At 61.9% G+C, this 23799-nt stretch carries 22 protein-coding genes and 1 tRNA gene; 8 read left to right on the plus strand and 15 right to left on the minus strand.

Translation table 11 applies throughout. The annotated features are described in order from the left end of the window. Positions 1–11 precede the first annotated feature (11 nt). On the minus strand, positions 12–2348 hold the full coding sequence (locus tag N430_RS15650; RefSeq protein WP_110637886.1) for a TonB-dependent receptor: 2337 nt from the start codon (positions 2346–2348) through the stop codon (positions 12–14). Between the two features lie 193 nt (positions 2349–2541). On the opposite strand from N430_RS15650, the gene N430_RS15655 reads away from it, so the two are divergent. Then, positions 2542–3456 (plus strand): LysR family transcriptional regulator, encoded by a 915-nt coding sequence (locus N430_RS15655; protein ID WP_110637887.1) that lies wholly within the window; start codon positions 2542–2544, stop codon positions 3454–3456. Between the two features lie 123 nt (positions 3457–3579). Here N430_RS15655 and N430_RS15660 read toward each other — a convergent pair whose 3' ends face one another. Further along, a complete protein-coding gene (locus tag N430_RS15660; RefSeq protein WP_110637888.1) occupies positions 3580–4485 on the minus strand; it encodes a TauD/TfdA family dioxygenase in 906 nt (301 codons plus the stop codon). Positions 4486–4520: 35 nt separating this feature from the next. After that, positions 4521–5558 (minus strand): ABC transporter substrate-binding protein, encoded by a 1038-nt coding sequence (locus tag N430_RS15665; protein ID WP_110637889.1) that lies wholly within the window; start codon positions 5556–5558, stop codon positions 4521–4523. Positions 5559–5855: 297 nt separating this feature from the next. Between N430_RS15665 and N430_RS15670 the strand changes: the two genes are divergently transcribed. Both N430_RS15670 and N430_RS15675 read left to right on the plus strand, forming a co-directional pair. Beyond that, positions 5856–7451 (plus strand): ABC transporter permease, encoded by a 1596-nt coding sequence (locus N430_RS15670; RefSeq protein WP_110637890.1) that lies wholly within the window; start codon positions 5856–5858, stop codon positions 7449–7451. Further along, positions 7448–8311: an ABC transporter ATP-binding protein gene (locus N430_RS15675; RefSeq protein ID WP_110637891.1), complete on the plus strand. Its 864-nt coding sequence runs from the start codon at positions 7448–7450 to the stop codon at positions 8309–8311. Before N430_RS15670 ends, N430_RS15675 begins: the two co-directional genes overlap by 4 nt. Here the strand turns inward: N430_RS15675 and N430_RS15680 are convergent. From N430_RS15680 to N430_RS15705, 6 genes are all read right to left on the minus strand, one after another. Continuing rightward, the gene (locus N430_RS15680; protein WP_110637892.1) at positions 8308–10479 is read right to left on the minus strand and encodes a dermonecrotic toxin domain-containing protein; all 2172 of its coding nucleotides are present in this window, start codon (positions 10477–10479) and stop codon (positions 8308–8310) included. The genes N430_RS15675 and N430_RS15680 overlap by 4 nt on opposite strands. Before the next feature lie 64 nt (positions 10480–10543). Beyond that, positions 10544–10825, minus strand: coding sequence for a gamma-butyrobetaine hydroxylase-like domain-containing protein (locus tag N430_RS15685; RefSeq protein WP_110637893.1), 282 nt, complete (start codon positions 10823–10825; stop codon positions 10544–10546). Next, on the minus strand, positions 10825–11802 hold the full coding sequence (locus N430_RS15690; protein ID WP_110637894.1) for a HEAT repeat domain-containing protein: 978 nt from the start codon (positions 11800–11802) through the stop codon (positions 10825–10827). Before N430_RS15690 ends, N430_RS15685 begins: the two co-directional genes overlap by 1 nt. A gap of 123 nt (positions 11803–11925) precedes the next feature. After that, a complete protein-coding gene (locus tag N430_RS15695; protein WP_008096634.1) occupies positions 11926–12171 on the minus strand; it encodes a ferredoxin family protein in 246 nt (81 codons plus the stop codon). Positions 12172–12209: 38 nt separating this feature from the next. Continuing rightward, complete coding sequence (locus tag N430_RS15700; RefSeq protein WP_110637895.1) at positions 12210–13934, minus strand: fumarate reductase/succinate dehydrogenase flavoprotein subunit; 1725 nt, start codon at positions 13932–13934, stop codon at positions 12210–12212. Then, positions 13931–14680 carry a GntR family transcriptional regulator gene (locus tag N430_RS15705; protein WP_110637896.1) on the minus strand — a complete coding sequence of 250 codons (750 nt, stop codon included), beginning with the start codon at positions 14678–14680 and terminating at the stop codon, positions 13931–13933. The genes N430_RS15700 and N430_RS15705 overlap by 4 nt, the downstream gene beginning before the upstream one ends. 197 nt (positions 14681–14877) lie before the next feature. Here N430_RS15705 and N430_RS15710 point away from each other — a divergent pair. Both N430_RS15710 and N430_RS15715 read left to right on the plus strand, forming a co-directional pair. Next, positions 14878–14954, plus strand: a tRNA-Arg gene (locus N430_RS15710). Between the two features lie 183 nt (positions 14955–15137). Then, entirely contained in the window at positions 15138–15710 is a 573-nt protein-coding gene (locus tag N430_RS15715; protein WP_110637897.1) for an RNA 2'-phosphotransferase, read from the plus strand. Here the strand turns inward: N430_RS15715 and N430_RS15720 are convergent. Then, positions 15686–16084 carry a hypothetical protein gene (locus N430_RS15720; protein WP_110637898.1) on the minus strand — a complete coding sequence of 133 codons (399 nt, stop codon included), beginning with the start codon at positions 16082–16084 and terminating at the stop codon, positions 15686–15688. The two genes, N430_RS15715 and N430_RS15720, sit on opposite strands and share 25 nt — an antisense overlap. A gap of 6 nt (positions 16085–16090) precedes the next feature. Further along, positions 16091–17428 (minus strand): DUF6861 domain-containing protein, encoded by a 1338-nt coding sequence (locus N430_RS15725; RefSeq protein ID WP_110637899.1) that lies wholly within the window; start codon positions 17426–17428, stop codon positions 16091–16093. 220 nt (positions 17429–17648) lie between these two features. Here N430_RS15725 and N430_RS15730 point away from each other — a divergent pair, with 220 nt between their 5' ends. Further along, complete coding sequence (locus tag N430_RS15730; protein ID WP_110637900.1) at positions 17649–19379, plus strand: dipeptidase; 1731 nt, start codon at positions 17649–17651, stop codon at positions 19377–19379. Between the two features lie 185 nt (positions 19380–19564). Here the strand turns inward: N430_RS15730 and N430_RS15735 are convergent, their stop codons facing one another. Further along, positions 19565–20077 carry a hypothetical protein gene (locus tag N430_RS15735; protein WP_110637901.1) on the minus strand — a complete coding sequence of 171 codons (513 nt, stop codon included), beginning with the start codon at positions 20075–20077 and terminating at the stop codon, positions 19565–19567. A gap of 358 nt (positions 20078–20435) precedes the next feature. Here N430_RS15735 and N430_RS15740 point away from each other — a divergent pair, with 358 nt between their 5' ends. Then, complete coding sequence (locus N430_RS15740; protein WP_110637902.1) at positions 20436–20873, plus strand: CBS domain-containing protein; 438 nt, start codon at positions 20436–20438, stop codon at positions 20871–20873. A gap of 7 nt (positions 20874–20880) precedes the next feature. Here the strand turns inward: N430_RS15740 and N430_RS15745 are convergent, their stop codons facing one another. The 3 genes from N430_RS15745 to N430_RS15755 form a co-directional block, all read right to left on the minus strand. After that, positions 20881–21519, minus strand: coding sequence for an NADH:ubiquinone oxidoreductase subunit N (locus N430_RS15745; protein WP_110637903.1), 639 nt, complete (start codon positions 21517–21519; stop codon positions 20881–20883). A 69-nt stretch (positions 21520–21588) separates the two neighbouring features. Further along, positions 21589–21831 carry a DUF2789 domain-containing protein gene (locus N430_RS15750; protein WP_110637904.1) on the minus strand — a complete coding sequence of 81 codons (243 nt, stop codon included), beginning with the start codon at positions 21829–21831 and terminating at the stop codon, positions 21589–21591. A gap of 61 nt (positions 21832–21892) precedes the next feature. Continuing rightward, positions 21893–22351 (minus strand): aminoacyl-tRNA deacylase, encoded by a 459-nt coding sequence (locus N430_RS15755; RefSeq protein WP_027916942.1) that lies wholly within the window; start codon positions 22349–22351, stop codon positions 21893–21895. A 98-nt stretch (positions 22352–22449) separates the two neighbouring features. Between N430_RS15755 and N430_RS15760 the strand changes: the two genes are divergently transcribed. Beyond that, complete coding sequence (locus tag N430_RS15760) at positions 22450–23799, plus strand: nodulation protein NfeD (protein WP_110637905.1); 1350 nt, start codon at positions 22450–22452, stop codon at positions 23797–23799.

Raw genomic sequence — 23799 nt, forward strand, 5'->3', positions numbered from 1 at the left:
CTCCTTTTTACTCAGAAGTCGTAACGGGCAGTGGCGCCGAAGGTGCGCGGCGTACCGAGCACGCCGGCATAACCACCGTTGGCGGAGTTCCACAGGCTGGTGAAATAGGTCTTGTCGCCGGCGTTCTTCACCCACAGCGACAGGTCGACCACGCCGTCGCCCTGGTCCAGGCGCACACCGGCGGAGAGGTTGACCAGCGCGTAGCTGGGGATCTGGCCGAAGTCGGAATCGTCGATGGTGCCCACCGCCCGCGAGCGGAACGCGTAGCTGGCGGTGACGTAGGGCTCGACGTGCTGGCTGGCCTGCCACTTGTATTCGCCGTTGAGGTTGGCGATGTACTTGGAGGCGCCGACCACCTGGTGGCCGGACAGGTCGCAGGTGGCCGTGGCATTGGCCAGGCTCACCTCTGGTGGGCATGGCGCGTCGTCGTACTTCAGGTAGCGCACGTCGTTCCACGAGCCGTTGAAGTTCACCGTCAGGCCTTTGATCGGCAGCGCCGTGGCTTCGAATTCCAGGCCGCGCGAGCGCACGCTGCCGGCGTTGGCCAGGTACTGCACGCGGTTGATCTGGTCGTAGACGTTGGCCTGGTAGCCATGCACCTCGGTCCAGAACAGGTTGGTGTTGAGTTGCAGGCGGTTGTCGAACAGCGTGCTCTTGAGGCCCAACTCGGCGTTGTTGGCCCGCTCGGTGCCGACCAGCAGTGAGTCGGTGCCCAGGCGTGGCGCGGCGCCGACGGTGAGGTTCACGCCACCTGACTTCTCGCCGTGGGTCAGGGTGGCGTAGCCGAGCAATTGCTCGTTGAAGCGGTAACTCAAACCGAGCAGGCCGGAGGGGCTGAAGCTGTACTGGTTGAGGTCACCCGAGTCGTACGCCCCTACCCTGCCCTGGCGCGCAGCAGCGGCAGCACCGGTCACGGCAGCACCGCCGGTTGGCGCGTCGCGGGTCACCCACGCGCTCTTTTCCTCGTAGGTGCCGCGGATGCCGGCGGTGAAGTCCAGGCGATCGGTGACGTGCCAGGTGCCCTGGGCGAACAGCGCGTAGCTGTCGGTATCGATATGGCCGTTGCCGATGGTGTTGACGTTGTTCAGAGCGCCAGCCGGCGTCAGGTTCCAGATGTCGGCCTGTGGCCCGTAATAAGTGAAGGACTTGTTGTCCAGGTCCTGCTTGAAGTAGTACGCGCCCAGCACATAGTCGAAGGGGCCACCGGTAGGCGACGCCAGGCGGATTTCCTGCGAGTACTGCTTGTCGCGCACCGATACCCCGGCGCTGTAGAACACCGGCACGTTGAGGCCGTCGTCGTTACGCGGGGTGAAGTCCCACCAGCGGTAGGCGCTGATCGAGGTCAGGGTGAAGTCGTTGGGCAGGGTCCAGTTGGCCTCCACCGAAGTACCGCCCTGGAATACCGTCACCTGCTGGTCGGCATCGAAGTTGACCTTGCGATCCTTGCCCGACACCAGCGTCGCGCCGGCCTGGGCCGCCAGGCTCTCGTAGCGGTTGACGCCATTGATGGTCGGCCCGGTGCTGTACAGGCTGAGGATGCCGTTGTTGGAGTCTTCTTCGTTGTACTCGCCGATCCAGCGCAGGTTGAAGGTTTCGCTCGGTTGGAACAGCAACTGGGTACGAAAGCCCTGGCGTTTGCCACCGTTGAGCTCGTCGCCGTTGTAGATGTTCTTCACATAGCCGTCGTCTTCGGTGTGGTAGGCGCTGATGCGCCCGGCCAGTGTCTCGGTGATCGGCCCGGAGTAACTGCCCTGGGTCTGCAGGTAGCCGTCCTCGCCAATCGATTGCTGGACGCTGCCTTCCGGGTGGAAGGTCGGCTTGCGCGTGGTGATGTTCAGCACCCCCGCCGTGGTGTTCTTGCCGAACAGCGTGCCCTGCGGGCCGCGCAGCACTTCCAGCTGCTCGACATCGAGCAGGTCGAACACGGCCATGCCCGGGCGGCCGAGGTAGACGTTGTCCAGATAGATGCCGACGCTGCCTTCCAGGCCATCACTGGCCGGGTTGTTGCCCAGGCCACGAATCGAGATGCTCGACTGCCGTGCATGCACGTAGGCGACGTTAGTGCTGGGCACCAGCTGTTGCAGATCCTGCACACGGTAGATGCGCTGGGTTTCCAGGGTTTCGCTGCTGAGCACGCTGATGGGCGTGGGCACGCTCTGCGCGGTTTCTTCGCGGCGGCGGGCATTGACCGTGACCGTGCCGAGCTTGGCTTCCTGCTCCACAGCCGGGGCAGCGCTGACGGGGTCTTCGGCGAAGCTGACGTTGGATGCCGCGAGCAACACGCCGGCGGCCAAGGGTTGCAAGGTGAAACGCGACGCGCGCGCAGGCCAACGGGAAAGTCCGGACATGCAAATGCTCCTTGAGGCATGGGCCCTGGGCGAGCATTTCCGTTGGCGGAACCGAATCGCGGTCAGTCGGGCTTATATTCTTTTAAGAGATATAAATATTTGCAATTCATATTTTGTGGAATAAGTGACTCCCTTTATAAGGGGACTCACCCTTGTCAGCAATTGCATTTGACCGAAGGTTTCAATGTAGAAAATGCATATCGATCTGCGTCAGCTGCGCCACTACATAGCCCTTGTCGAGCACCGCAGTTTTGTCGCCGCAGCCGCGGCGGTGAACCTGTCGCAATCGGCCTTCAGCCGCAGCATCCAGACCTTGGAGCACAACATCGGCTGCCGCCTGGTCGACCGTGCCAGCAAGGAGCTTTCACCCACCCGCCAGGGCCTGCTGGTGCTGGAGCACTCGCGGCGCCTGGTGCACGGGGCGCATAACCTGGTGAACGAGATCCACCAGTTCAATGGTGCCACCACCGGCGTGGTGCGCTTCGGCTCCGGCCCGGCACCCGCGGGAGGCCTGGTGCCACGGGCGGTGGCGCGCTTCGTGGCCGAGTATCCGGCGGCGCGCACCTGCTTCCAGGTGGATAACTGGCAGGTGCTGAATCGCAAGCTGATTGCCGAAGAGATCGAGTTCTTCGTGGCCGACACACGGCAGTTCGAGTCCGACCCGGATTACCGCGTTCACAAGCTGGCACCGCAACGCTGGCACTTCTGCTGCCGGGCCGGGCACCCGTTGACCGAACGGGCCGAGGTACGCGCACAGGATGTGTTCGACTACCCGCTGGCAACCACCTTCCGCCCGCCGAACATCCGCAAGACCCTCAGCGACCTCAGCGGCCGCCAGGACTTTCTGCCGACGGTGGAGTGCGAGCATGGGTATGCGCTGCTGAACGTGGTGATGCATTCGGACACCATTGGCATCGCCTGCAATGCCAACTTGCGGCCTTACCAGATGGAGCGGGGGCTGGTGGCGTTGCAACTGGTGGACCTGGCAGCGGAGCAGGAAGAGGCGTTCTATACCCGCTATGGGGTGGTGAGCCGGGTGGGATATGGCTTGTCGCCGTTAGCGCAGGGTTTGGTCAGGCAGTTGATTGCCTGTGATACCGAGGTTTAGCTGGCGGGGGCTTCGCCCCCGTATCGCGACACGAGGCCGCTCCCACATTTGATTGGCGTACGCCGTGCTTTTTGTGGGAGCGGCCTTGTGTCGCGAAAGGGCCGCAAAGCGGCCCCGGCGATATCAGCCTTTACGCGTGGTCAAGCTCAACTGACCATCAACCCCCACCGGCACTTCACCGGCCAGGGTCACTCGACGAACGATCCGCGGCTGGGTGCCGTAATCATCCACCGCATAATGCTGCGTGGCGCGGTTATCCCAGATCGCCACATCCCCCGCCTCCCAGCGCCAGCGCACGGTGTTTTCCAGCCGCGTCACATGCCCCTGCAGCACCGCGAACAGGTGCTGCGAGTCGGCCAGCGAATAGCCCTTGATGCGCTTCACGAAGTGACCGAGCTGCAATGCACGTTCACCACTGATCGGGTGCACCCGCACCACCGGGTGCTCGGTCTCGTAGACGGTCGAGGTGAACACCTTGCGATAACGCTCAAGCTTCGCCGGGTCGACATCGGGCTTGATGCTCGCGTAGTCATATTCGTTGCTGTGCACCGCCCACAGCTTGTCGGCCAGCTCGCGCAGCGGCTCGGGCAGTTCCTGATAGGCCGCCGCCGTGTTGGCCCAGACGGTGTCGCCGCCGGAAGCCGGCGCCACCACGCTGCGCAGGATCGAGGCCTTGGGGTAGGCATCGACGAAGGTCACGTCGGTGTGCCAGGAGTTGGCCCGCTGGCCTTCGGCACCGTCCAGTTGCAGCAGGTAGCTGGTGCCATCCACCACCGGTACGGTGGGGTGGGCGACCGGCTCGCCGAGCAACTTGGCGAAGCCTTCCTGGCTCAGGTCGTCCAGGTGGGTCTGGCCACGGAAGAAAATCACCTTGTGCTTCACCAGGGCAGCCTGGATGGCATCGATGGTGGCGGCATCGAGGTCGGCGGACAGCTTCACCCCACGGATTTCGGCGCCGATGCGGCCGGCAACCGGGTGGATGTCGAGTTCGAGGGCGTGTGGCGCTAAGGCCTGTGCGGCGTTGCTCATGGTCGTGGTCCTTGCGGTCATGGTCGGGTTTGGGTTCAGCGGGCGGCCTGCGCGGCCTGTTGGTGTTGCAGTGCGGCATCGAGGAAACGCGGTTCGATCCACTCGGAAACCTGGAAGCCACGGCGGATCAGGCGCTCGCGGGCAGCCAGGTCGACGCCCTGCTGCAGCTGGGCAACGAAATCGGCGTCCAGCCGTGGGTCGAAGTAATGGGCGAGGTCTTCCTGGGCCAGGTCATCGCTGAGGATGCTGCGCGGCCAGTTGGCGTTGCTCGCCACCAGGTCGACATAGGCCTCGCGGTTATGCTCGTCGCGCAGCCAGCTGGCGGCCTGCTCCTGGGCATTGACCAGGCGCTGCACCAGCTCGGGGTACTTGCGGATGAAATCGCCGGTGCCGAGCAATACCGCCTGGGTGCTGCCGGCGCCTGCCAGGTCGCGGGAATTGACGGGCAGCTCGACCAGCCCGCGCTCACGCAGCGACAGCAGGTTGGACAAGCCCCAAGTGGCGTCGATCTGCTTGGCGGCCAACGCGGCGTTGGCGGCGTTGAGGTCCAGGTTGATCACTTTCAGGTCACGCTCGGACAGCCCCTGGCTGGCCAGGGCACTGGCGAACGACAGCTGGTTGGCAGTGCCGCGGAACACCGCCACGCGCTTGCCCTTGAGGTCGTGCAGGGTCTTGATGCCGGAACCTGGCACCACCCCCAGATAGCTCTTCACCCCCCGCACACCGGCTGACAGCACGCGGGTATCGAGGCCGTTGGCCTTGCCGACGATCGCCGCCAGGTCGCCCAGGTAGGCGAAATCGGCCTGGCCGTTGGCCAAGGCTTCGTTGACCACCGGGCCTGCGCCCTTGAAGAAATGCCAGTCGATGCGGATGCCGTCTTTGGCAAATTCCTTTTCCAGCAGTTGCTGGTCACGCAGTACATCGACCACACCGCCAGCACTGTGCTTGCTGCCGGCGCTCAGATCGGGCACGGCGATGCGGATGCTGTCCGGCTTGGCCGGCTCGGCTGCGTGGGCGCTCAGGGTAAAGGCCAGACCGAGGGCGGTGATCAGGTGGCGCAGAGGGGTTTTCATGGCAAGGCTCCTTGGCAGGCTGCCACCGGCGATGGCCGGCGCTTTGGCCAGAAGCTAGGCAGGTCTGGTTAGAACCTACAAAGATCAAAACTTCATTTTTTAGTAACTGAAAGACATAAACGAGGATTGATGCGGGGCGCGGGGCGGCTTGCGGGAAACGCATCGAAAATATGAGGAAAACGCAATGGTGAGAGGGTTCCGCCTGCAAGGACTGCATGCTTTTATCTCTTGAAAGCCACTTTTGAGAATTTTTAATTCCATAAGTGAATAACATTGGAACGCTTCGAGAGATGGCCGATGAATGGAGTTCTGAGCAGAGGGCGGGGTTGGCTGCGGGGGCCGCTGCGCGACCCAATCGCGACACAAGGCCGCTCCCACAAAGGCCGCGTCTTGCCATGGGTAGTGCCGGTCCTGATTGCACTGCTGTGGATCGTGGCTAGCCGGCAGCACTGGATGAGCGAGCAGATCCTGCCGGCACCTTCGCTGGTGTGGCAAAGCGCGCTGGAGTTTGGCTCCGGTGAGCTTTGGGGGCACTTGTGGATAAGTCTGCAGCGGCTGTTCTGGGGGCTGCTGGCGGGCGTCGGCAGTGGCTTGCTGCTCGGCACCTGGCTGGGCACCTCACGCCAGGCGCAGACCTTGGTGCTGCCGACCTTCGTGGCCTTGGCACAGATCCCCACCCTGGCCTGGATTCCGCTGTTCATGCTGTTCTTCGGGATCGGCGAACTGCTCAAGCTGGTGGTGCTGGTAAAGGCCGTGGTGGTGCCGGTCACCCTGCACACCCTGGTCGGCGTGCGCGATGCCCAGCCCAAGCTGCGCGAAGCCGCCGCCGCGCTGCGCCTGCCACGTCACCTGCTGTTGCTGCGCCTGCTGCTGCCGGCCGCTCTGCCCGCGTTCCTCACCGGCGTGCGCCTGGCCCTGGCAACAGGCTGGACCTCGTTGCTGGCCGTCGAATTGCTGGCCTCCAGTGAAGGCATCGGCTACCTGATGGTCTGGGGCCGCCAGTTGTTCATGCTCGACCTGGTGCTGTTGTGCATCCTGGTGATCGGCCTGGTCGGTGCGTTACTGGAGCGTGGTTTCTCCACCCTGGAAAAGCGCCTGCTGTACTGGCCGCAACCGGCCACCGGCGAACAACAGCGCGGGCCCATTCCACGGGGCTGGCAAAGCCTGCTGCTACCGGCGGCGCTGGTTGCGCTGTGGCAGGCCAGCAACAGCTTCGGCTGGATCGACCCGAACATCCTCACATCCCCACTGGACGTTCTGCGCACCCTGTTCAGCGGCCTGGCCGATGGCTCGTTGCCAGAAGCCATGCTGCTGAGCCTGCAGCGCACCCTGACCGGCCTGCTCCTGGGTGGCGGCGCCGGCTTGCTGAGCGGGCTGTTGCTGGGGCTTTGCCACAACGCCGAACGCCTGTTCGGGCCAAGCCTCTCGGCCCTGCGGCAAGTGGCGCTATTCGCCTGGGTGCCCTTGCTCACGGCCTGGTTCGGCCTCGGTGAAGGGGCCAAGCATGTGTTCGTCGCGCTGGCGGCATTCTTCCCGCTGCTGATCGCCACCCAGCGCGGCATCGCCAGCCTCTCGCCGCAACTGGGCGAAGCGGCCCGCACACTGCGCCTGAACCTGTGGCAACGCCTGCGCCTGCTGGTGCTGCCGGGTGCAGCTCCGGCCATCTTTGCCGGCCTGCGCCTGTCACTGATCTACGCCTGGCTGGGCACCATCGGTGCCGAATACTTCATGCCCTCGGACGGTGGCATCGCCAGCCTGATGATCGGCGCGCAGCAACTGTTCCGCATGGACCAGGTGATGGCCGCGATGGTCCTGATCGGCCTGGTCGGCGCCCTGCTCGGCACCCTCGGCCAACGCCTCGAATCGCGCGCCACGCGCTGGAGAACCGCATGAATGCTTTCAATGCTTCACACCTGCTCGCGGCCAACCAGGCCGACACCACGCCGCCGCTGGTCAGCTTCGAAGGCGTCGGCAAAGTCTTCAGCGTCGATGGCCAGCCCTTCGAGGCCATCCGCAACTTCAACCTGGCCATCAACGAAGGCGAGTTCATCGCCATCGTCGGCGCCTCGGGCTGCGGCAAGTCGACCCTGTTGCGCCTGCTGGTCGGGCTGGATACCGACTTCAGCGGCAGCATCCGCGTCGATGGCGAGGCGGTCAGCGGCATCGGCGGCGAGCGCGGTATCGTATTCCAGGAGCATCGCCTGTTCCCCTGGCTGACGGTGGAACAGAACATCGCCCTGGGCCTGGTCAACGAACGCCTGACCCAGGGCGAGCGTGCCCGCCGCGTGCACGAGTTCGTGCAACTGGTGGGCCTGGTCGGATTCGAATCGGCCTACCCGCACCAGCTGTCCGGCGGCATGGCCCAGCGCGTGGCGATTGCCCGTGGCCTGGTGGCCAGCCCACGCATCCTGTTGCTCGACGAGCCGTTCGGCGCGCTCGATGCACTGACCCGCCAACAGTTGCAGGACGAATTGCTGGCCATCCGCGAACGTGCCGGCATCACCACGTTGCTGGTGACCCACGATGCCGAGGAAGCCACCTACCTCGCCGACCGGGTGGTGGTGCTGGAGCCACGCCCCGGGCGGATCAAGTCGGTGGTGGAGATCGACCTGCCGCACCCGCGCTTGCGTACCGGTGTGGCCCTGCACGGATTGCGCGAACGGGTTCTGCACCAGATCACCGGTGACGGCGGCTACCTGCCGCCGCCAGCACGTCGGGTGGAAGGATTGCGGCCCGAACTGATCGCCCTCTAGGTCCAATCCGCTGCGGGGAAGAAGCGCTCGACCACAGCGTCATGCTGCACCAGCTGCTGGTAGGCATGACGATCGAACGGCAGGCCGGTGCGCAGGGCGTAGACCGGTTTGCCGGTGGGCTTGGGCACTTCGCGCAAGCGGATGCGCAAAAAGCGGTAATGCGCACCGCTGATCTCGCCGGCGGACTCGATTCGAAAGTAGCGCCCGGGCGTGAATAGCACCTCAGCCTCCTGCCAGTTCAGCGACAGGGATGCCACCGGCACACCACTGGCCTGGCCATCGGCAAGCAGCTCGTACAACACTGTGTTGTCATCGAAATGCTCCGCCACCTGCGCCAACGGCAGGTCGACCGCCGCCTTGGGCAGCATGAACCGTCGGGGGATGTAGGGGCTCTCGGTAAACGACGTGATGTCGGTGCTGACCAGCACATCGCCTTGGCGGATTGCGCCGGCCCGCCAGCGCGCTCCGATGGTCACACGCGGGCCACGGCCTCCACGCCACAGCACCTTGGCGCCGCTGCCAGGGAGTTGCGCCATCGAGTCGAACAGGTTGTCGAGGTAAGCCCGCAACTCGTCTTCAGGTATCGCCGCCAGGCGCTGCCTGCCGATACTGAACACATCGTTGACCTTGGCCATGTGGCCACTGTATTGCTCGATCAGGTTGTTGTGCCCGTCACCTTCGTGCCTGAAGCTGTAGAAGCGCTCGCCTTGGCGCTCCACATGTGGGGTGCCGAATTCGTCCATCGGCGCCATGTGCCCTTCGAACTCAGGCAGGTCGGCCTGGTTCAGCAAGGTTCTGTGACGCTGGCGAACAGCGCGCGACACCAGGTCGCTGGAAGTGTCATCCACCTCCATGTAGGTATCCCACTGCTCAGGCGCCGCTTCCGTCAGCACCGAATATACGGAAAACGCTATCACCAACAGGTCGCACACGGCTGAAGTGAACGCTTCATTGCGCTGGACCTTGTCGGGAGCATTCACCAACGCATCAATATCCAGCCCCAGGCGAACGCTACCCAGCACGAACAGCACCAGGCCAAGAGGCTGCCACCCCAAGGCGAACACACTCAACACGGCGATCGCGATACCCAGCTCATGGCGCCAGTATTGTTTGTGCAGGTCGCTGTTGGAGACCATTATGCGATGGCTGGCCTCGACGTCATCCTTGACCCATTCGCTCATCTGTTCAAACAGCGGCCGAGCCACTTCGACGCCCAGGCCAAACGGCCAGTGTGGCGCCGGCCCGGTACCGCTGCGCTCGCGCAGTCGCTGCAGGCCGGCCTCGCGCTTGGCCTCGTCAACCTCGGCGTAGGGCTTGTGCAGGGCGTCGTACCAGTGCTGGCCATCTTCCCCGTGCAACTGCCTGGAAACCCAGACGCGCAAGGCTGCCACGTCGTCGAATGCCTGCAGTACCACGTCCGCAGTCGGGGTATACAGAAGAAACCGGCCATTGCGCAGAGCGAAGGTCAACAAGTGGCCTCCTCCGTGCATCGGGTAGTGCCGAACCGAGTAATCACCAGTGCCGCCTGGGCCACTCAAACTGGCCAGGCTCAGGCGCTTCCCGGCTTCCAGCCCCATCCACGCCCATAACCGCTGGCGATCCTCGGTGGTGATATGGCCAGCCTCAAGGCTGCTCTCGATGGCAGCGATGAAACTGACCTTGAGCAACACCGGCAGATCCTTGCCTTCATTGCTCCAAAACTGCTCCGTGCGCTCACGCACCCCATTGGCAAAGTTGAGCTCCCAGAAATGTTTCCTGACCTTCACCGGGTCAAGCTTCACTTCGTTCTGCGCATCGAATGCCTGCGCATCCGGCCCGTCACGGTAAAAACCGTTCAGGCGAAAGATCGTATCGGCATCTTCGTCCTGCAACTCGACATCGAGACGCCTGATCCACAGGTCGGTAAAGGTCAGTGAGCTGACCGGTGCGTGATGATGCGTCCAGCCGGTGAAACAGCGCGCTCGCCGGTTGTCCCCCTTACGAAAGTGGTGCCACCAGACCTGGTCCGGGTCGAGCGCCATGCCGGTTTGCATCGACAGGTAAGCGCTTGCCTGTTCATGTGCCAGTGAATGCAGGTCAGGGAATGCCTCACGGTAGCGCCTGGCCATTTCCGCAATGGCCTTGGCGTCCTTGAGCCACTCGAGGCTCTGCGCGTATGGATCGTTCATGCTCATGCTCCTCGGTTCGAAAGCCTTGAAACTGCTCCTGTCCGAGGTGATTAATGAGGTACAGCTATGCCACCCCCAGCCCGCGCAAGTATTTCCAAGGGTAGATACCTCGTTGGTGCCCATCGCTGAACAGCAGTTGCACGCCGTAACCCTGCGGTTCGATGCGCTCTACCCGCACATCGTCCTGCACCACGCCGATCGCACCGCGCAAACGGGCAGCGCGGCACTGCGAGCACGGGCAGGCACCGCGCAAGCGCGCATGGCTGATGACCTGCTCGGCATCCTGCCATTGCACGGTCAGCTGCCCGGCCTCGCGCTGGTTACGTATTGCGCTCGGGCTGTCCATCAAGCCGCTCCGCGCAGCTGCGCCAAGGCGATACGCACGGCCTTGCGCACTTCCGGATCGCTGTCCGCTTCTGCCGCCTGCAACGCCTGCAGGGCGCTGGCCTGGCCCAATTCGCCGAGCGCCAGCGCGGCTTCCTTGCGCAGGTTGGCGATGGCATGGCCCAGCAAGTCGGCCAAGGCATCGAGCGCTTGGGCATGACGCAGGCGGCCCAGTGAACGGGCAGCGCGCAAGCGCACCTGCCAGAAGCCATCACCCAGCGCCGCCACCAGTGCCGGGCCCGCCTGGGCATGGCCCACCTTGCCCAGGGTCGTCGCGGCTTCTTCGCGTACCTGCCAGGCCGGGTCGCGCAAGGCGCCAACCAGCGCCGGCAATACGGCGAGGTCACGCGCAAGGCCCAAGGCGCCAATCGCAGCGCGACGTACCTCGGTGTCGGGCTCGTGCTCGGCCAGCTTCGCCAAGGCAGGCAACGCGGGCGCGTACTTGAGCCAACCGAGCACAGCCACGGCTTCGCGCCGCACGGCTGCGTCCTGATCTTCCAGTGCCCGCAGCGCAAGCTCGGCTGCATCGTCCAGGCGCAGCTCACGCAGGGCACGCAAGGCACTGGCGCGAACGAAGGCATCGGCATGAGTCGTCCACGGCAGAATCCACTGACCGGCTTCCGGGCTCTTCAACTCGCTGAGGCTCTGCGCAGCAGCCAGGCGTACCGCTTCGGCGCCATCCGCCAGTGCGGCGCACAAGGCCTGCACCACTTCAGGTTCCTCCCAGGCTTCCAGCAGGCGCGCGGCCTCGGCGCGCACATCGTCAGCGCCATCGACCAACAGGGCATCGGTCAGCCATGGCAAGGCATCGGGGTCTTCCAGGTCGGCCAGCTCGATCAAGGCAATGCGCCGCACGCCCGCGTCGTCGGCTTCGAGGCGTGGCAGCAGGTCGAGAATCTCGGGGTTGTCGGTGCATCGTTCAGTTGCTACAAGGCGCATGGGTGTTTCCCCTCGAATCGTTTGAGTGCTGGAGTCGTCTCCGCCGCCCGGCGCGGGGGTGGGAAACGAGGGGCAGTGCAGGAAGGCGCGTCCGGTGGTGCTCCGGATGGCGGGGGGGTGGAATCAGCGCAGCAGGTAAGGGATGTCGACCTTGACCGCGCCGGTGGGGCAGTCTTTCTCGCAGGGCATGCAGTACCAGCACTCGTCGAAGGCCATGTAGGCCTTTTGCGTGGCCGGGTTGATCGCCAGCAGGTCCATGGGGCAAACCTCGACACAGACGGTGCAGCCTTTTTCGGCGATGCACTTGTCTTCGTCGATGGTTACCGGGGCGCTGCTGCGAAAGAATATTTCCTGGGGCTGGTAGGCCATTTCACGGGGTCCTTGGGGCCTTTGGCCCTCTGTTTTACTCAGGCGGCGTCGGCTTTCACCCGCAGCCGGTCATAGGCAGTCTGTTCCTGGGCATCCAACGCGATCAGGTACGGCTCGACCGCCTTCTTGAAGCTGGTCATTTCACCGTCTTCGCCCTTCTTCAGATGGCAATGGCAGAACCACTCGCCATCGTTGCGCTCGGGGAAGTCCACCCGGTGGTGGTAAAGGCCCCAGCGGCTCTCCTCACGGAACAGCGAGGCCCGCGCTGCCATTTCGGCACAGTCACGGATCACCGACACTTCCATCGCCCGCATCAGCTCATGCGGGTTAGCGGCTTTCATCTGTTCGAGGTCACGTTCGATTTCGGCAAAGCGCGCCAGGCCGATTTCCATCTTCTTGGTCACCTTCGGCGGCTGCAGGTAATCGTTCACCATGCGCCGTAGCTTGTACTCGACCTGCGCTGGCGGCAGGCCATGCTCACGGTGCAACGGGGCGAACACCCGTGCGCGTTCGCGCTCGACCTGCCCGGCATCGACCTCGGCCAGCTCCCGCCCGGCCACGTACTGCGCGGCGTTGACGCCAGCAAACCAGCCGTAGGTGAACGCGCCGAGCATGTAGTTGTGCGGCACCGCCGCCATGTCACCGGCGGCATAAAGGCCTTTGACGCTGGTCTCGGCTTTCTCGTTGACCCACACCCCCGAGGCCGAATGCCCCGAGCAGAAACCGATCTCGGAGATGTGCATCTCGACCATGTGCTGGCGGTAGTCGGTACCACGCCCGGCATGGAACTGGCCACGGCTGGGGCGCTCGTTGCTGTGCAGGATCTCTTCGATGTTCTGGATGGTTTCCTCGGCCAGGTGGTCGAGCTTGAGGAACACCGGGCCGTTGCCGCCTTCGAGTTCCTGGTGGAACTCCCACATCATCTGCCCGCTCCAGTAGTCGCACTCGATGAAGCGCTCACCCTTGCTGTTGGCGGTGTAGCCGCCCAGCGGACCGGTGACGTAAGCGCAGGCCGGGCCGTTGTAGTCCTTGATCAGTGGGTTGATCTGGAAGCACTCGAGGTTGGCCAGTTCAGCGCCGGCATGGTAGGCCATGGCATAGCCATCGCCAGCATTGGTCGGGTTCTCGTAGGTGCCCATCAGGTAACCCGACGACGGCAGGCCCAGGCGCCCGGCGGCGCCGCAGGCGAGGATCACCGCCTTGGCCCGCACCACACGAAATTCGCCGCTACGGCAATCGAAGCCCAATACACCGGCAGCGGCACCTTCGCCATCGAGCAGCACACGGGTGCAGACCATACGGTTGCTGATCTCGACCCGGGCGCGCTTGAGCTGGCGGTACAGCACCTTCTTGATGTCGTGGCCTTCGGGCATGGGCAGCACGTAGGCGCCCATGTGGTGGACCTTCTTCACCGCGTAGTCGCCGGTTTCGTCTTTCTCGAACTTCACCCCCCAGCGGTCGAGCTGCTCGATGGTTTCGAAGCTGTGAGTCGCGTAGGCATGCACGGCGGCCTGGTTGACGATGCCGTCATTGGCCACGGTGATTTCCTTGGTGTACTGCTCGGGCGTGGCATGGCCGGGGATGATGGCGTTGTTCAGGCCGTCCATGCCCATGCTGATGGCGCCGCTGCGCTTGACGTTGGCCTTGTCCAGCAACAGTACACGCAGGTGCTTGTCGTGCTCCTTGGCCTTGATCGCCGCCATCGGCCCGGCGGTGCCGCCGCCGATGACGATGATGTCGTAGTCCTGGGTCTCGATGCTCATGCCTTGCTCCCTTTCTGGCGGTCGATGCGCAGGCGGTACTGGAAGGCATCGCCACGGTAGTAGAGGTGTTCGAAGTCCAGCGGCGCGCCGTCGGCGGTGTGGGTCAGGCGTTCGATGCGCATGATCGGCGCGCCCTCCTCCACCTCCAGCGCCTGGGTCAGGTCGCTGTCGGCCAGCACCGCGTCGATGGCCAGGTCGGCATGCCCCAGGGCGATGCCGCAGTCGTTTTCCAGCAGCAGGAAGATGTCGCGGGTAACCAGGTCGGCCTTTTCCAGCTTTTCGCCGACGGCCTTGGGTAGCCAGGTCAGCTCCAGCGATACCGGCTCGCGATTGATCAGCCGCACCCGGCGAATCTCGGTGACCAGGCTGCCCTCCTCTACCTGCAGCCGCGCCGCCACCAGGGCATTGGCTGGCACATGGCGGAAGCTGCGCAGGCGGTTGATCACCTCGTAGCCCATCTGCGTCATGGATTCACCCAGGCCTTGCAGGGTGCTGACGTTCTGGAACGCCTTGGGCTTGGCGACGAAGGTACCTTTGCCGTGGATCTTGAAGATCAGCCCTTCTTTCTGCAGATCACCCAGCGCCTGGCGCACGGTGATACGGCTGACGTCGAATGCCTTGCCCAGTTCGCTTTCCGAGGGCATGCGGCTATGCGGTGGATAAGTACCGTCAAGGATGCGCTCGCGCAGCAGTTCCTTGAGCTGGGTGTAGAGCGGTACCGGGGACAGGGGGAGCAGTTCGGCCATGGGTCTCTTCGCTGATCGGTGACTTGTTATAACAAGTTGTGACCAGAGCATAGAGGGCATAAGAACTCGTAAGGAAATACTGATATCGCATATGGATAGATGCATTTCCGTTTCCCGGAGCCGAGCACGGTGGAAAAACTGTCACAGATCAAGGCGATGGACGCCGCCGAATCAGATGGGTATGATGCCTGCGCGTTGCACTCGTAGCTCAGCTGGATAGAGTACTGCCCTCCGAAGGCAGGGGTCGTGGGTTCGAATCCCGCCGAGTGCGCCATCCTCTCCCTCAACTGCACAGCGCATCTGCGATGTGCATAGCGAAAGCTAGCTCCTTCCAGCTCACGCCCGAGCGTACCTATTCTCCCCTACGCCAAGCAAATCGTGTTAAATATCACCTGTTTTGTTCAGTTTTCCGTCCCTGATTGGAAAACGATGAACTTAGGTGAGAGCAAAAATTGGCATGAATAAAAAAGAGTCGGAAGAAATCAGTAAGTTTTTGAGCTATGTGCTGAGGCACGAGCCGCAGTCGATTGGCTTGACGCTGGACGCCGAAGGCTGGGCGAGCATTGACTCACTGCTTGACTCGTCGCAAAAAGCGGGACGAATTCTGGATCTCTCGCTGCTGGAAAAAATAGTTGCTGAAAGCAGCAAAAAACGTTTTTCCATCTCGCCTGACAGGAAATTTATCCGGGCAACACAAGGTCACTCAACGGCAAGTGTATGTATAAAACACTCTGAGTTAACTCCGCCTGATCGTCTTTACCATGGAACAGCAACTCGTTTTCTGCAATCCATTCTGGATAATGGACTTGTCGCAGGGGCACGTCATCACGTTCATTTATCAGAAGACCTGGAAACCGCTAAATCTGTCGGGCAAAGGTATGGCAAGCCCGTGGTATTGGAAGTTGAAGCCCTACTAATGCACAACATGGGCTTCAAGTTTTTCCAAGCGGAAAATGGAGTTTGGCTTGTTTCCAGTGTTCCAGCGGAATTATTGAGCGTGAAGGCTCAACCGAGCACTTCGAAGGACTGAGCAACGACATGTATTGCCATACCTTCTGACTGCAGGTAAAGCCTGAAGTGCTTGTGCGCAGAAGGGCTACCTGCCTTGTTGATGGCCATCAGCAAATCCGAAACTTCATACTCCACAAGGCAGTCCAGCATAGGGTTATCACGGTCATCTGGGCAGTTGAAAAGGCTGTGCCCAGGAAACGGAGTTTTAACAAAGTAACTCGGCCAGACGAACCGAATAACCTTTTTGCTCTCTTCGCCTTCTGCGCTTTCCGACTCGTAATATACATTGACGTCCAACGCATCATCTGCATAAACCATCTCTACCCTGTCTTCACCCTCTGCCGGCAAGAATGATCCCAAGTCCAACCGACACAACGGCTTAAGCAATTTCATTCAACATCACCTTCTGGCTTTTTCAATTGACCCACCGTAGTTTTTTTCCAACTGATCTCTGACAAGCATGTCGAAGGTAATATTGTCATAGGCGATCACACCTGTCTTATTGACACCATACCATTCAGCCTTCGGTATGCCAGCATTAATAAGCGCCGTCGAACTCCGGGTATTTGCGATCACCTTGCGCCCATCAACCATAACGTAATCCAACGGGACTTGGCTAGGTTTCACCACGCCTTGTTGCAGCGCCTTGGTCAGATCATCCACAGTTTTAATCGGGCGCCCGGCGGCGGCTGTGTAGATTTCCCTTCCCTCTCTGCTAAATGCCTTTGTAGGCTTGGCGATAACCTGCGCAAAAACGCTGTCTTCCAGAACCCCACGCTCGCCTCCCCTGGGTGGATGTCTTTCAGACTTCTGTTCCGGTAGCTTTTGTTGTTTAACCTCGCGAGCAATGGGAGGTTCAACTTTAGCGCTGACAACCGGCGCAGTGTCATTCATACGCAAGTCAGGCCTGGCGAGTAATGCTTCTTCATTACGCGCCAACCAACCGGCGATTTGCCTGTTCGACATGCCGGCTTGTAGTTTTGCACTCCTCGCCGCGATACTGTCCAAACCACCCAGAACACCGGACTTGACCTGCCCACGCATTAAATACGCAACGATCGCCATGAGCAACAGCAAGACCAACTGTTCTTGCCCCCTAGCCAGTTGCCGCGCCGCCCGCTCTATATTCTCTTGGTATTCCGCTGAAGCCGCACCAGTGGGATCGAGCCCTGCAGGCCGGCTCCCATCCTCTGCACTCCAGGCAGTGGCCAAGCCTTCGTGCAATAAAGAAAGGCAAGCAGGCAACCCTTGATAGAAATAATCAGCAATTGCCGAAAGTCCTATACCCAAGAGAATTAGATTGCCGACCTGAAGTCCTATACCGGCACCAGCCACTGCCCCTGGCACAGCACCTGCACCCAATACGAATGATCCACCAATGCCGCCAGCAATCGTTCCAACAGCTACGCTGCCGCCGACAACCATCGCTACTTCCTTGACCAGTTGAAGCAAGATCGGAAGTATCTCGGATATGTTGATACTCGCCCATTTTTGCATCAAATCCGACTGGACAATCGGGTAAGACAGCGTCATCGCCAGTCTCACTGATTCAATCCGACTTCCTCCCACCTGCCCATAGGCATGGCTGGCCACGTCACCGATGCGACGGCTAAATCCATTCCAATGATGACTGAACTGATCCCAGCTCGCACCGACGCTCTGATTGAGATGGCTGAATTTTTGTTCGAGATTCCTTTCAACTTCGCCCCACGTCGGGACATTGGCCAATATGTCCATATTCCCTCTTGACTCCTCAAAGAAGGTGCATGCTCAAGTCCTTGAGCTATCCATTCAAGTTAGTCCTCAAACCGCCGCTAACGCAATCGTTGAGTGTTGGGCGCGTGATGACTCGCACAAACCACAGACTTACACTCAGCATTTCATTGGTGTTAGCTTGGATGCTTTCCCGTTCAAGACGGGTACCCAACAACAATGATTCGCGAAGGAATGCGTGCACATGCATCTGAAAAAGCTCACCTCCACCGCCTTGCTGCTGGCCGGCATCGGCCTGTTCACCCAACCGGCCCAGGCCAACCTGACCCAGCAACAATCTGCCGCCATCGTCAAAGCCTTCGACGGCAGCAACCCGGCCGACTTCAAGCAATTCCTCGGCAAACTCAAAGGTAGCGACCTGGCCAAGGCCGACAACCTCACCGCCACCCTCGACGCCTACCTGGCCTGCAAGCCGCTCGCCGCCGAGCAGCAGAACGAGATCAACCGCCTGCTCGGCCTGTACACCCGCATCAAGTACGCCAAGGCCGCCACGGAAAATCTGCGTGAACTGGTGGCCATTCCCACCTTCAGCGTCGACGGCGTGCCGCAGCACGAAAATCCCGAATTCCTGAAGGTCGCCGACAAGATCAAGGCCCTGGCCGAGAGCTTCGGCCTGGTCTTCCGCAACGTCGACAACCGCGTCTACGAGATTACGCTAGGGGAAGGCAAGGAAGTGGTCGGCATCCACGCCCACGCTGACGTGGTACCGGTCAACCCGGACAACTGGAAGCTGGCTGACGGCACCCGCCTCGACCCGTTCAAGGTCACCCAGGTCGGTGACCGCATGTACGGCCGTGGCACCGAGGATGACAAGAACGGCATCATCGTCGCGCTGTATGCGCTGAAAGTGGCCAAGGACGAAAACCTGCCCCTGGCCCGGCAGTTCAAGCTGCTGATCGACACCACCGAAGAAACCAGCGGCGACGCCATCCCCTATTACTTCGAGCGCAACCCGACCCCCGACTACAACCTGGCACTCGACGGCGGCTACCCGGTGGTGATTGCCGAAAAAGGCTACGGCACGGTCATGGCCAGCTTCAGCAAACGCCCGGCCACGGGCAAGGGCGCGGAAATCGTCAACCTGACCGGCGGCCTGGCGACCAACCAGATTCCGACCACGTCGGTGGCGACCCTGGTTGCCGACAACCCGGCAGAGCTGGCCAAGCACCTGGAGAAGGCCGGCGCCGACTACGTGAAGCGCAATGGCAATGATTTCAGCATCGACGCCAAGGTAGACGGCAAGAACGTACTGCTTGCCGTGACCGGCGTTTCTGCCCACTCTTCGGAGCCAGAGTCCGGCGTCAACCCGGTGGCCCGCATGCTCGACTTCCTCAATGGCCTGGGCCAGCAGGTGCCGCTCAAGCACAACCACTTCACCGATGCCGCCCGCTACGCCGCCGACAACTGGGGCCTGGACTACCTGGGCAACAAACTCGGCATCGGTTTCGAAGACAGCTTCATGGGCCCGCTGACCACCTCGCTGACCTTCGTCGGCGTGGATGCCAAGGGCCTGAAGCTGGCCGTGAACCTGCGCATTCCCAAAGGCAAGCCACTGGCCACGCTCAAGGACCAACTGGCCGACAAGCTGGGCAAATGGACCCGCCAGAGCCACACTTCGGTCGCCTTCGACTACAGCCTCGATGAGCCGATGTTCCGCAACCCCGAAGGCGAATGGGTCAAGGCGCTGCTCGATGTGGCCAGCGAAAACCTGGGCATGAAGCACGCGTTCGGCACCTCGGCCGGCGCCACCTCGGTGCACGACCTGCCCAACGGCGTGCAGTTCGGCCTGGCCATGCCGGATGTGAAGTACACCGGGCACAACGACAACGAGTTCAAGACCGTGGAACAGTTCATGCTCGACCTGCAGGTAGTGAGCGAGATGGTGGCGCGGATCGGACAGATGCCGAAGCTTTGAGCAATGCTTGCAGCGGCGTAGCCATCCAACTACCATTGGCCCTGACTACGACGACAGCAGAAAATTTGTCGGCGGTGCTGCGAAGGCCTCGGAATACTGGGGTCATATGAAGGGAGATTGCAGGCAACATGAGTCGTTCCACTTGAGTGTGGGAGATTCGCCTCCAAAGCCGTCCTTCCGCGTAGTCAGCTGATATTCCTGATCTTGGCCTCGGTTGCATGATATGCAGTAACCGGGGCCAAGTACTTTCTACCTCCCTGAACTCGTATCCTGACCACGGCGACTGCATAAAAGCTCGCCTTGCCAATGCGGACTTTCTGTCGCGTATTGAAGACGATCGCTTGTGCATGCTTGGGCTTGTTCAAGCCAACCTGGCTTAGAGGCGAATAGGCCGCAAGCAGAATTTCCAAGACCTCCTCAACCGTACATCGATCTTTGGTCATCCGCGCATCCAAAGGATGAGCGACCGCTTCCAGATCAATGAGAACGCCTCTTTGATTGGGCACATCCCAGCCCTTCTCCTTGCAGATCCTCCTGACACGATCAAACTGCTTAGGCGTGAGCAAGTACGAAAACGCAGGCACACCTTCATCATTTACCCTGTGGTCAGCGGAGCGACGGCGGGCTAGTGCAATTTCAACCAAGGCAATGAAGGCATCTTGCAACGCGCTACGCCTGGGTAATTGTGAGTTCTCCATGACTTCTTGTTTTCCATCGCGAGCATTCTCCACCCCAGAAAGATCAACGCCCGTGTGCGCGGCACCACGGGCGTCAGGATCTCAACTAGTACTGGAAATTAAGCCTTTGATTGCGATGGGTAAATTCGAAGTCCGATGCTGTGGGAGGGCAGCTTTCGTAGGCAAATTCTGAAAAATCTGAAGTCCGCCTATCCCTTTGCCTTCTCCAACGTGAGTACCCGCTCTCTCTTGCCAAAAGCGCCGCTCTAATGACGTTTTTCAATCGACTCCATGCCGTTTCCTGCATTGCCGTGCAAGCTGGCGTGCCGGATGCTTTATTTACTCAAAGCGCTCGTCTTTTCCACCCGCAGAGGCCCGTATGAAGACCGTCGAACAAATCCTCAAGACCAAGTCCCAGCACCAGACCGTGTATACCATCGGCCCGGATGACTCGGTGCTCGACGCCCTGAAACTGCTGGCGGAGAAAAACGTCGGTGCCTTGCCGGTCGTGGAAAACGACCAGGTGGTGGGGATCGTCAGTGAACGCGACTATGCGCGCAAGCTGGTGCTCAAGGGCCGCTCCTCGGCCGCCACGCCGGTGCGCGAGATCATGAGCGCACCCGTGATCACGGTGGAGCCGAAGAAGAACCTGGATTACTGCATGCAGCAAATGACCGACCGCCACCTGCGTCACCTGCCTGTCGTCGAGAACGGCAAGCTGCTCGGGCTGCTGTCGATTGGTGACCTGGTGAAGGAAACCATCGCCGAGCAGGCCAGCCTGATCAAGCAACTGGAGCAGTACATCCGCGGCGAATGATGGCGCCTCAGTGGTAGGCGCGCTCCAGTTCGTCCAGCTGATGGTCGAAACTGCGCAGGCGCGCCGACCAGGTGTACACCAGTACCTCCAGGTCACGGTTGAGCACGGCGGTATTGCCATGGCCGTTGCTCGACGGTTCGCACAAATCCAGCTGATACCGCTCGCGGGCCATGGCCGTGGCCACGCTGGACAGGTCGCGGGCATTGGCCAGCCAGTGATGGTGATGGTCGTGGATTTCTCGGTCGAGCGCCCGGCACTGGCGTTTCAGCGCATCCAGGCTTTGCTCCAGCGGAGTGCCCTTGAGCTCGCCCATCACCTCCTCGAAGGTGCGCCCGGAATGCCAGTAGCTGCCCCAGAAATAGCGGTCGAACACCGTCTCGACGCGACGTAGCGCGACCTTGGTGTTCCAGATGGTCAGCAACGTTCGCCCCTGGATCACCTCACGCTTGTTCAGGCGCAACTGCTGCCAGGCAATCCAGGTCAGCGCCAGCAACGCGACCGCGCCCGTGACGGCGGCGGCAGCGTAAAGGAACTGTATCGCCTGGTTCATCTGCTGGGTGTGGCGGATGCCGTAGAAGTAACCGGCCGTCAGGGTGCCCAGGATCGTCACGGAGCACCAGAAACCTGGTGCGTAGGGATCTTTCATCACGCTAACCCCTCTTGTTTTCCCTGAGCATAGCAACGGCCAATCACACGTCAGGTGCCGCTCGGCACTTTATTTTCGGGGGCGACGCAGCGCTTCGTTGAGTTGATCGAAAGGCACCGCCCAATCGGCATCTTCAATGATGCTTTCCTTCAGGAAGGTGCGCTGGGAGTCGGTCCAGAACGGTGCATCCACCAGCTTGGTCTCGTTCTTCAACGGTGAATGGCTGGTGATGAACTGGTCGATGCTCTGCGCATCGTCGGGTAGGCCCAGTTGCTTGAACAGTTCGGCGAATGGATGGGTCGGTGCGTCCATGGTTCCTCCTGTGTGCCGGGCTGGCCGTCCACGACGCCGGCCCGGCATTGGCTTGAGAACATCAGCACAGCTCGCGTACTTCGGCTTGCGGTACCAGTTTCAGGTACTGCTCCATGCTCATGTGGATCAGGTGATCGTGGTCACCCGCCTCCAGGTAGACATCGCCCTGGCGGGTAAGACTCGAATCGAGCAGCATCTTGATCTGATAGGCGTCACCCATTGCCGGGATGGCACCCCTTTCGCAGTCACCGAACAGCATCGGCAAGGCGCTTTCGCGGGTCAGTTGCCAGGCGCCGGACATGCGCACCTTGCTCATGTCCATGTGCCGGTTGGCCGGTAGCACGGCCATGATGTAATTGCCATGGCGGTCGTCGAGCATGACCGACTTGGCCACCCGCTCGGCAGGTACGCCAGCCGTGCGCGCCGACTCAAGGCTGGTGGCCGAGTGTGGATGGGGAATGATGTCGTAATCGCAGTTGGCCTGGTCCAGGCGCTGCTGCAGGGTCTTGGCCATACGCATGATGCACCTCCGGTTTCGCCCCCCAACTTCCAATTTTAGGCCTTGGGCCGGCAGGCATGGCTAAACTTCAAACAGAGAGGTCAACGAGGTGACGACAGGTGTTCACTCGATGTTGCCGCTGCTTGCTGCTGTTGCTGCTGTTTGGCCTTGCCCCGGCCAGCCAGGCAGCGCCCGGCAGTGTCTGGGTGCTGGGCATCGATGACGCCATCGGTCCGGCCAGCGCCGACTACCTGATTCGCAACCTCGAACAGGCCAAGGCCCAGGGTGCCCAGTTGGTGGTGCTGCGCCTGGACACCCCCGGCGGGCTGGACAGCGCCATGCGCCAGATGATCAAGGCGATTCTCGCAAGCCCGGTGCCGGTCGCCAGCTACGTTGCCCCCAGCGGCGCCCGTGCCGCCAGCGCCGGCACCTACATTCTCTATGCCAGCCACGTCGCCGCCATGGCCCCAGGGACCAACCTCGGCGCCGCTACACCCGTGCAGATCGGTGGCCCGCCCGGGGTGCCGAAGGATGACAAGGCCAAGCCCGGCGACGATGAACAAACCCTGGCCCGCAAACAGGTCAATGATGCCGCTGCCTATATCCGCGGCCTGGCCCAACTGCGCGGACGCAACGCCGACTGGGCGGAACAGGCGGTGCGCGAGGCGGTCAGCCTGTCAGCCAGCGAGGCGCTGCGCCTGAAGGTGATCGACCAGGTGGCCAACGACCTGCCCGACCTGATGCGCCAGCTCGACGGCAAGACGCTGGTTGCCGCTGGCCAGCCGCAGCTCCTGCAAACCCGGGATGCCGCCTTGATCGAGCATCTGCCCGACTGGCGCACGCGCCTGCTGGCCGTCATCACCAACCCCAGCGTGGCGCTCATCCTGATCATGATCGGGGTGTACGGCCTGCTGTTCGAGTTCATGAACCCAGGCTCGGCACTGGGTGGCGTGGTCGGTGGCATCTGCCTGCTGCTGGCACTGTATGCCCTGCAACTGCTACCGGTGAGCTTCGCCGGCGTGGCGCTGATCCTGCTCGGCATCGCCTTCATGATCGCCGAGGCGTTCCTGCCCAGCTTCGGCGTGGTCGGTCTTGGCGGCATCGTCGCCTTCGTGGTCGGCGCCGTGATCCTGATCGACACCGATGCACCGGGGTTCGGTATCCCGCTGGTGCTGATCGGCACCCTCGCCGTGCTCTCGGCGCTGCTGATCGGCGGTGTGCTGGGCATGGCCATCAAGGCGCGACGACGGGCGCTGGTCAGCGGTGACGCTGGCCTGGTCGGCAGCCTGGTGACGGTCACCCAGGTGATGGCGGACAACCCGTTCTGCGGCTCGGTCCAGGCCCAGGGCGAACAATGGCAAGCCCAGTGCGACACGCCGCTGCAGGCCGGGCAGAACGTCCGGGTCATGGCACGCCATGGCGTGATGCTGGAAGTGAGCGCCGCCGCGCCCGCGGCGCAAGGAGGCTGA

Source organism: Pseudomonas sp. CC120222-01a, from assembly GCF_003097235.1.
In the GTDB taxonomy this organism is placed as follows: domain Bacteria; phylum Pseudomonadota; class Gammaproteobacteria; order Pseudomonadales; family Pseudomonadaceae; genus Aquipseudomonas.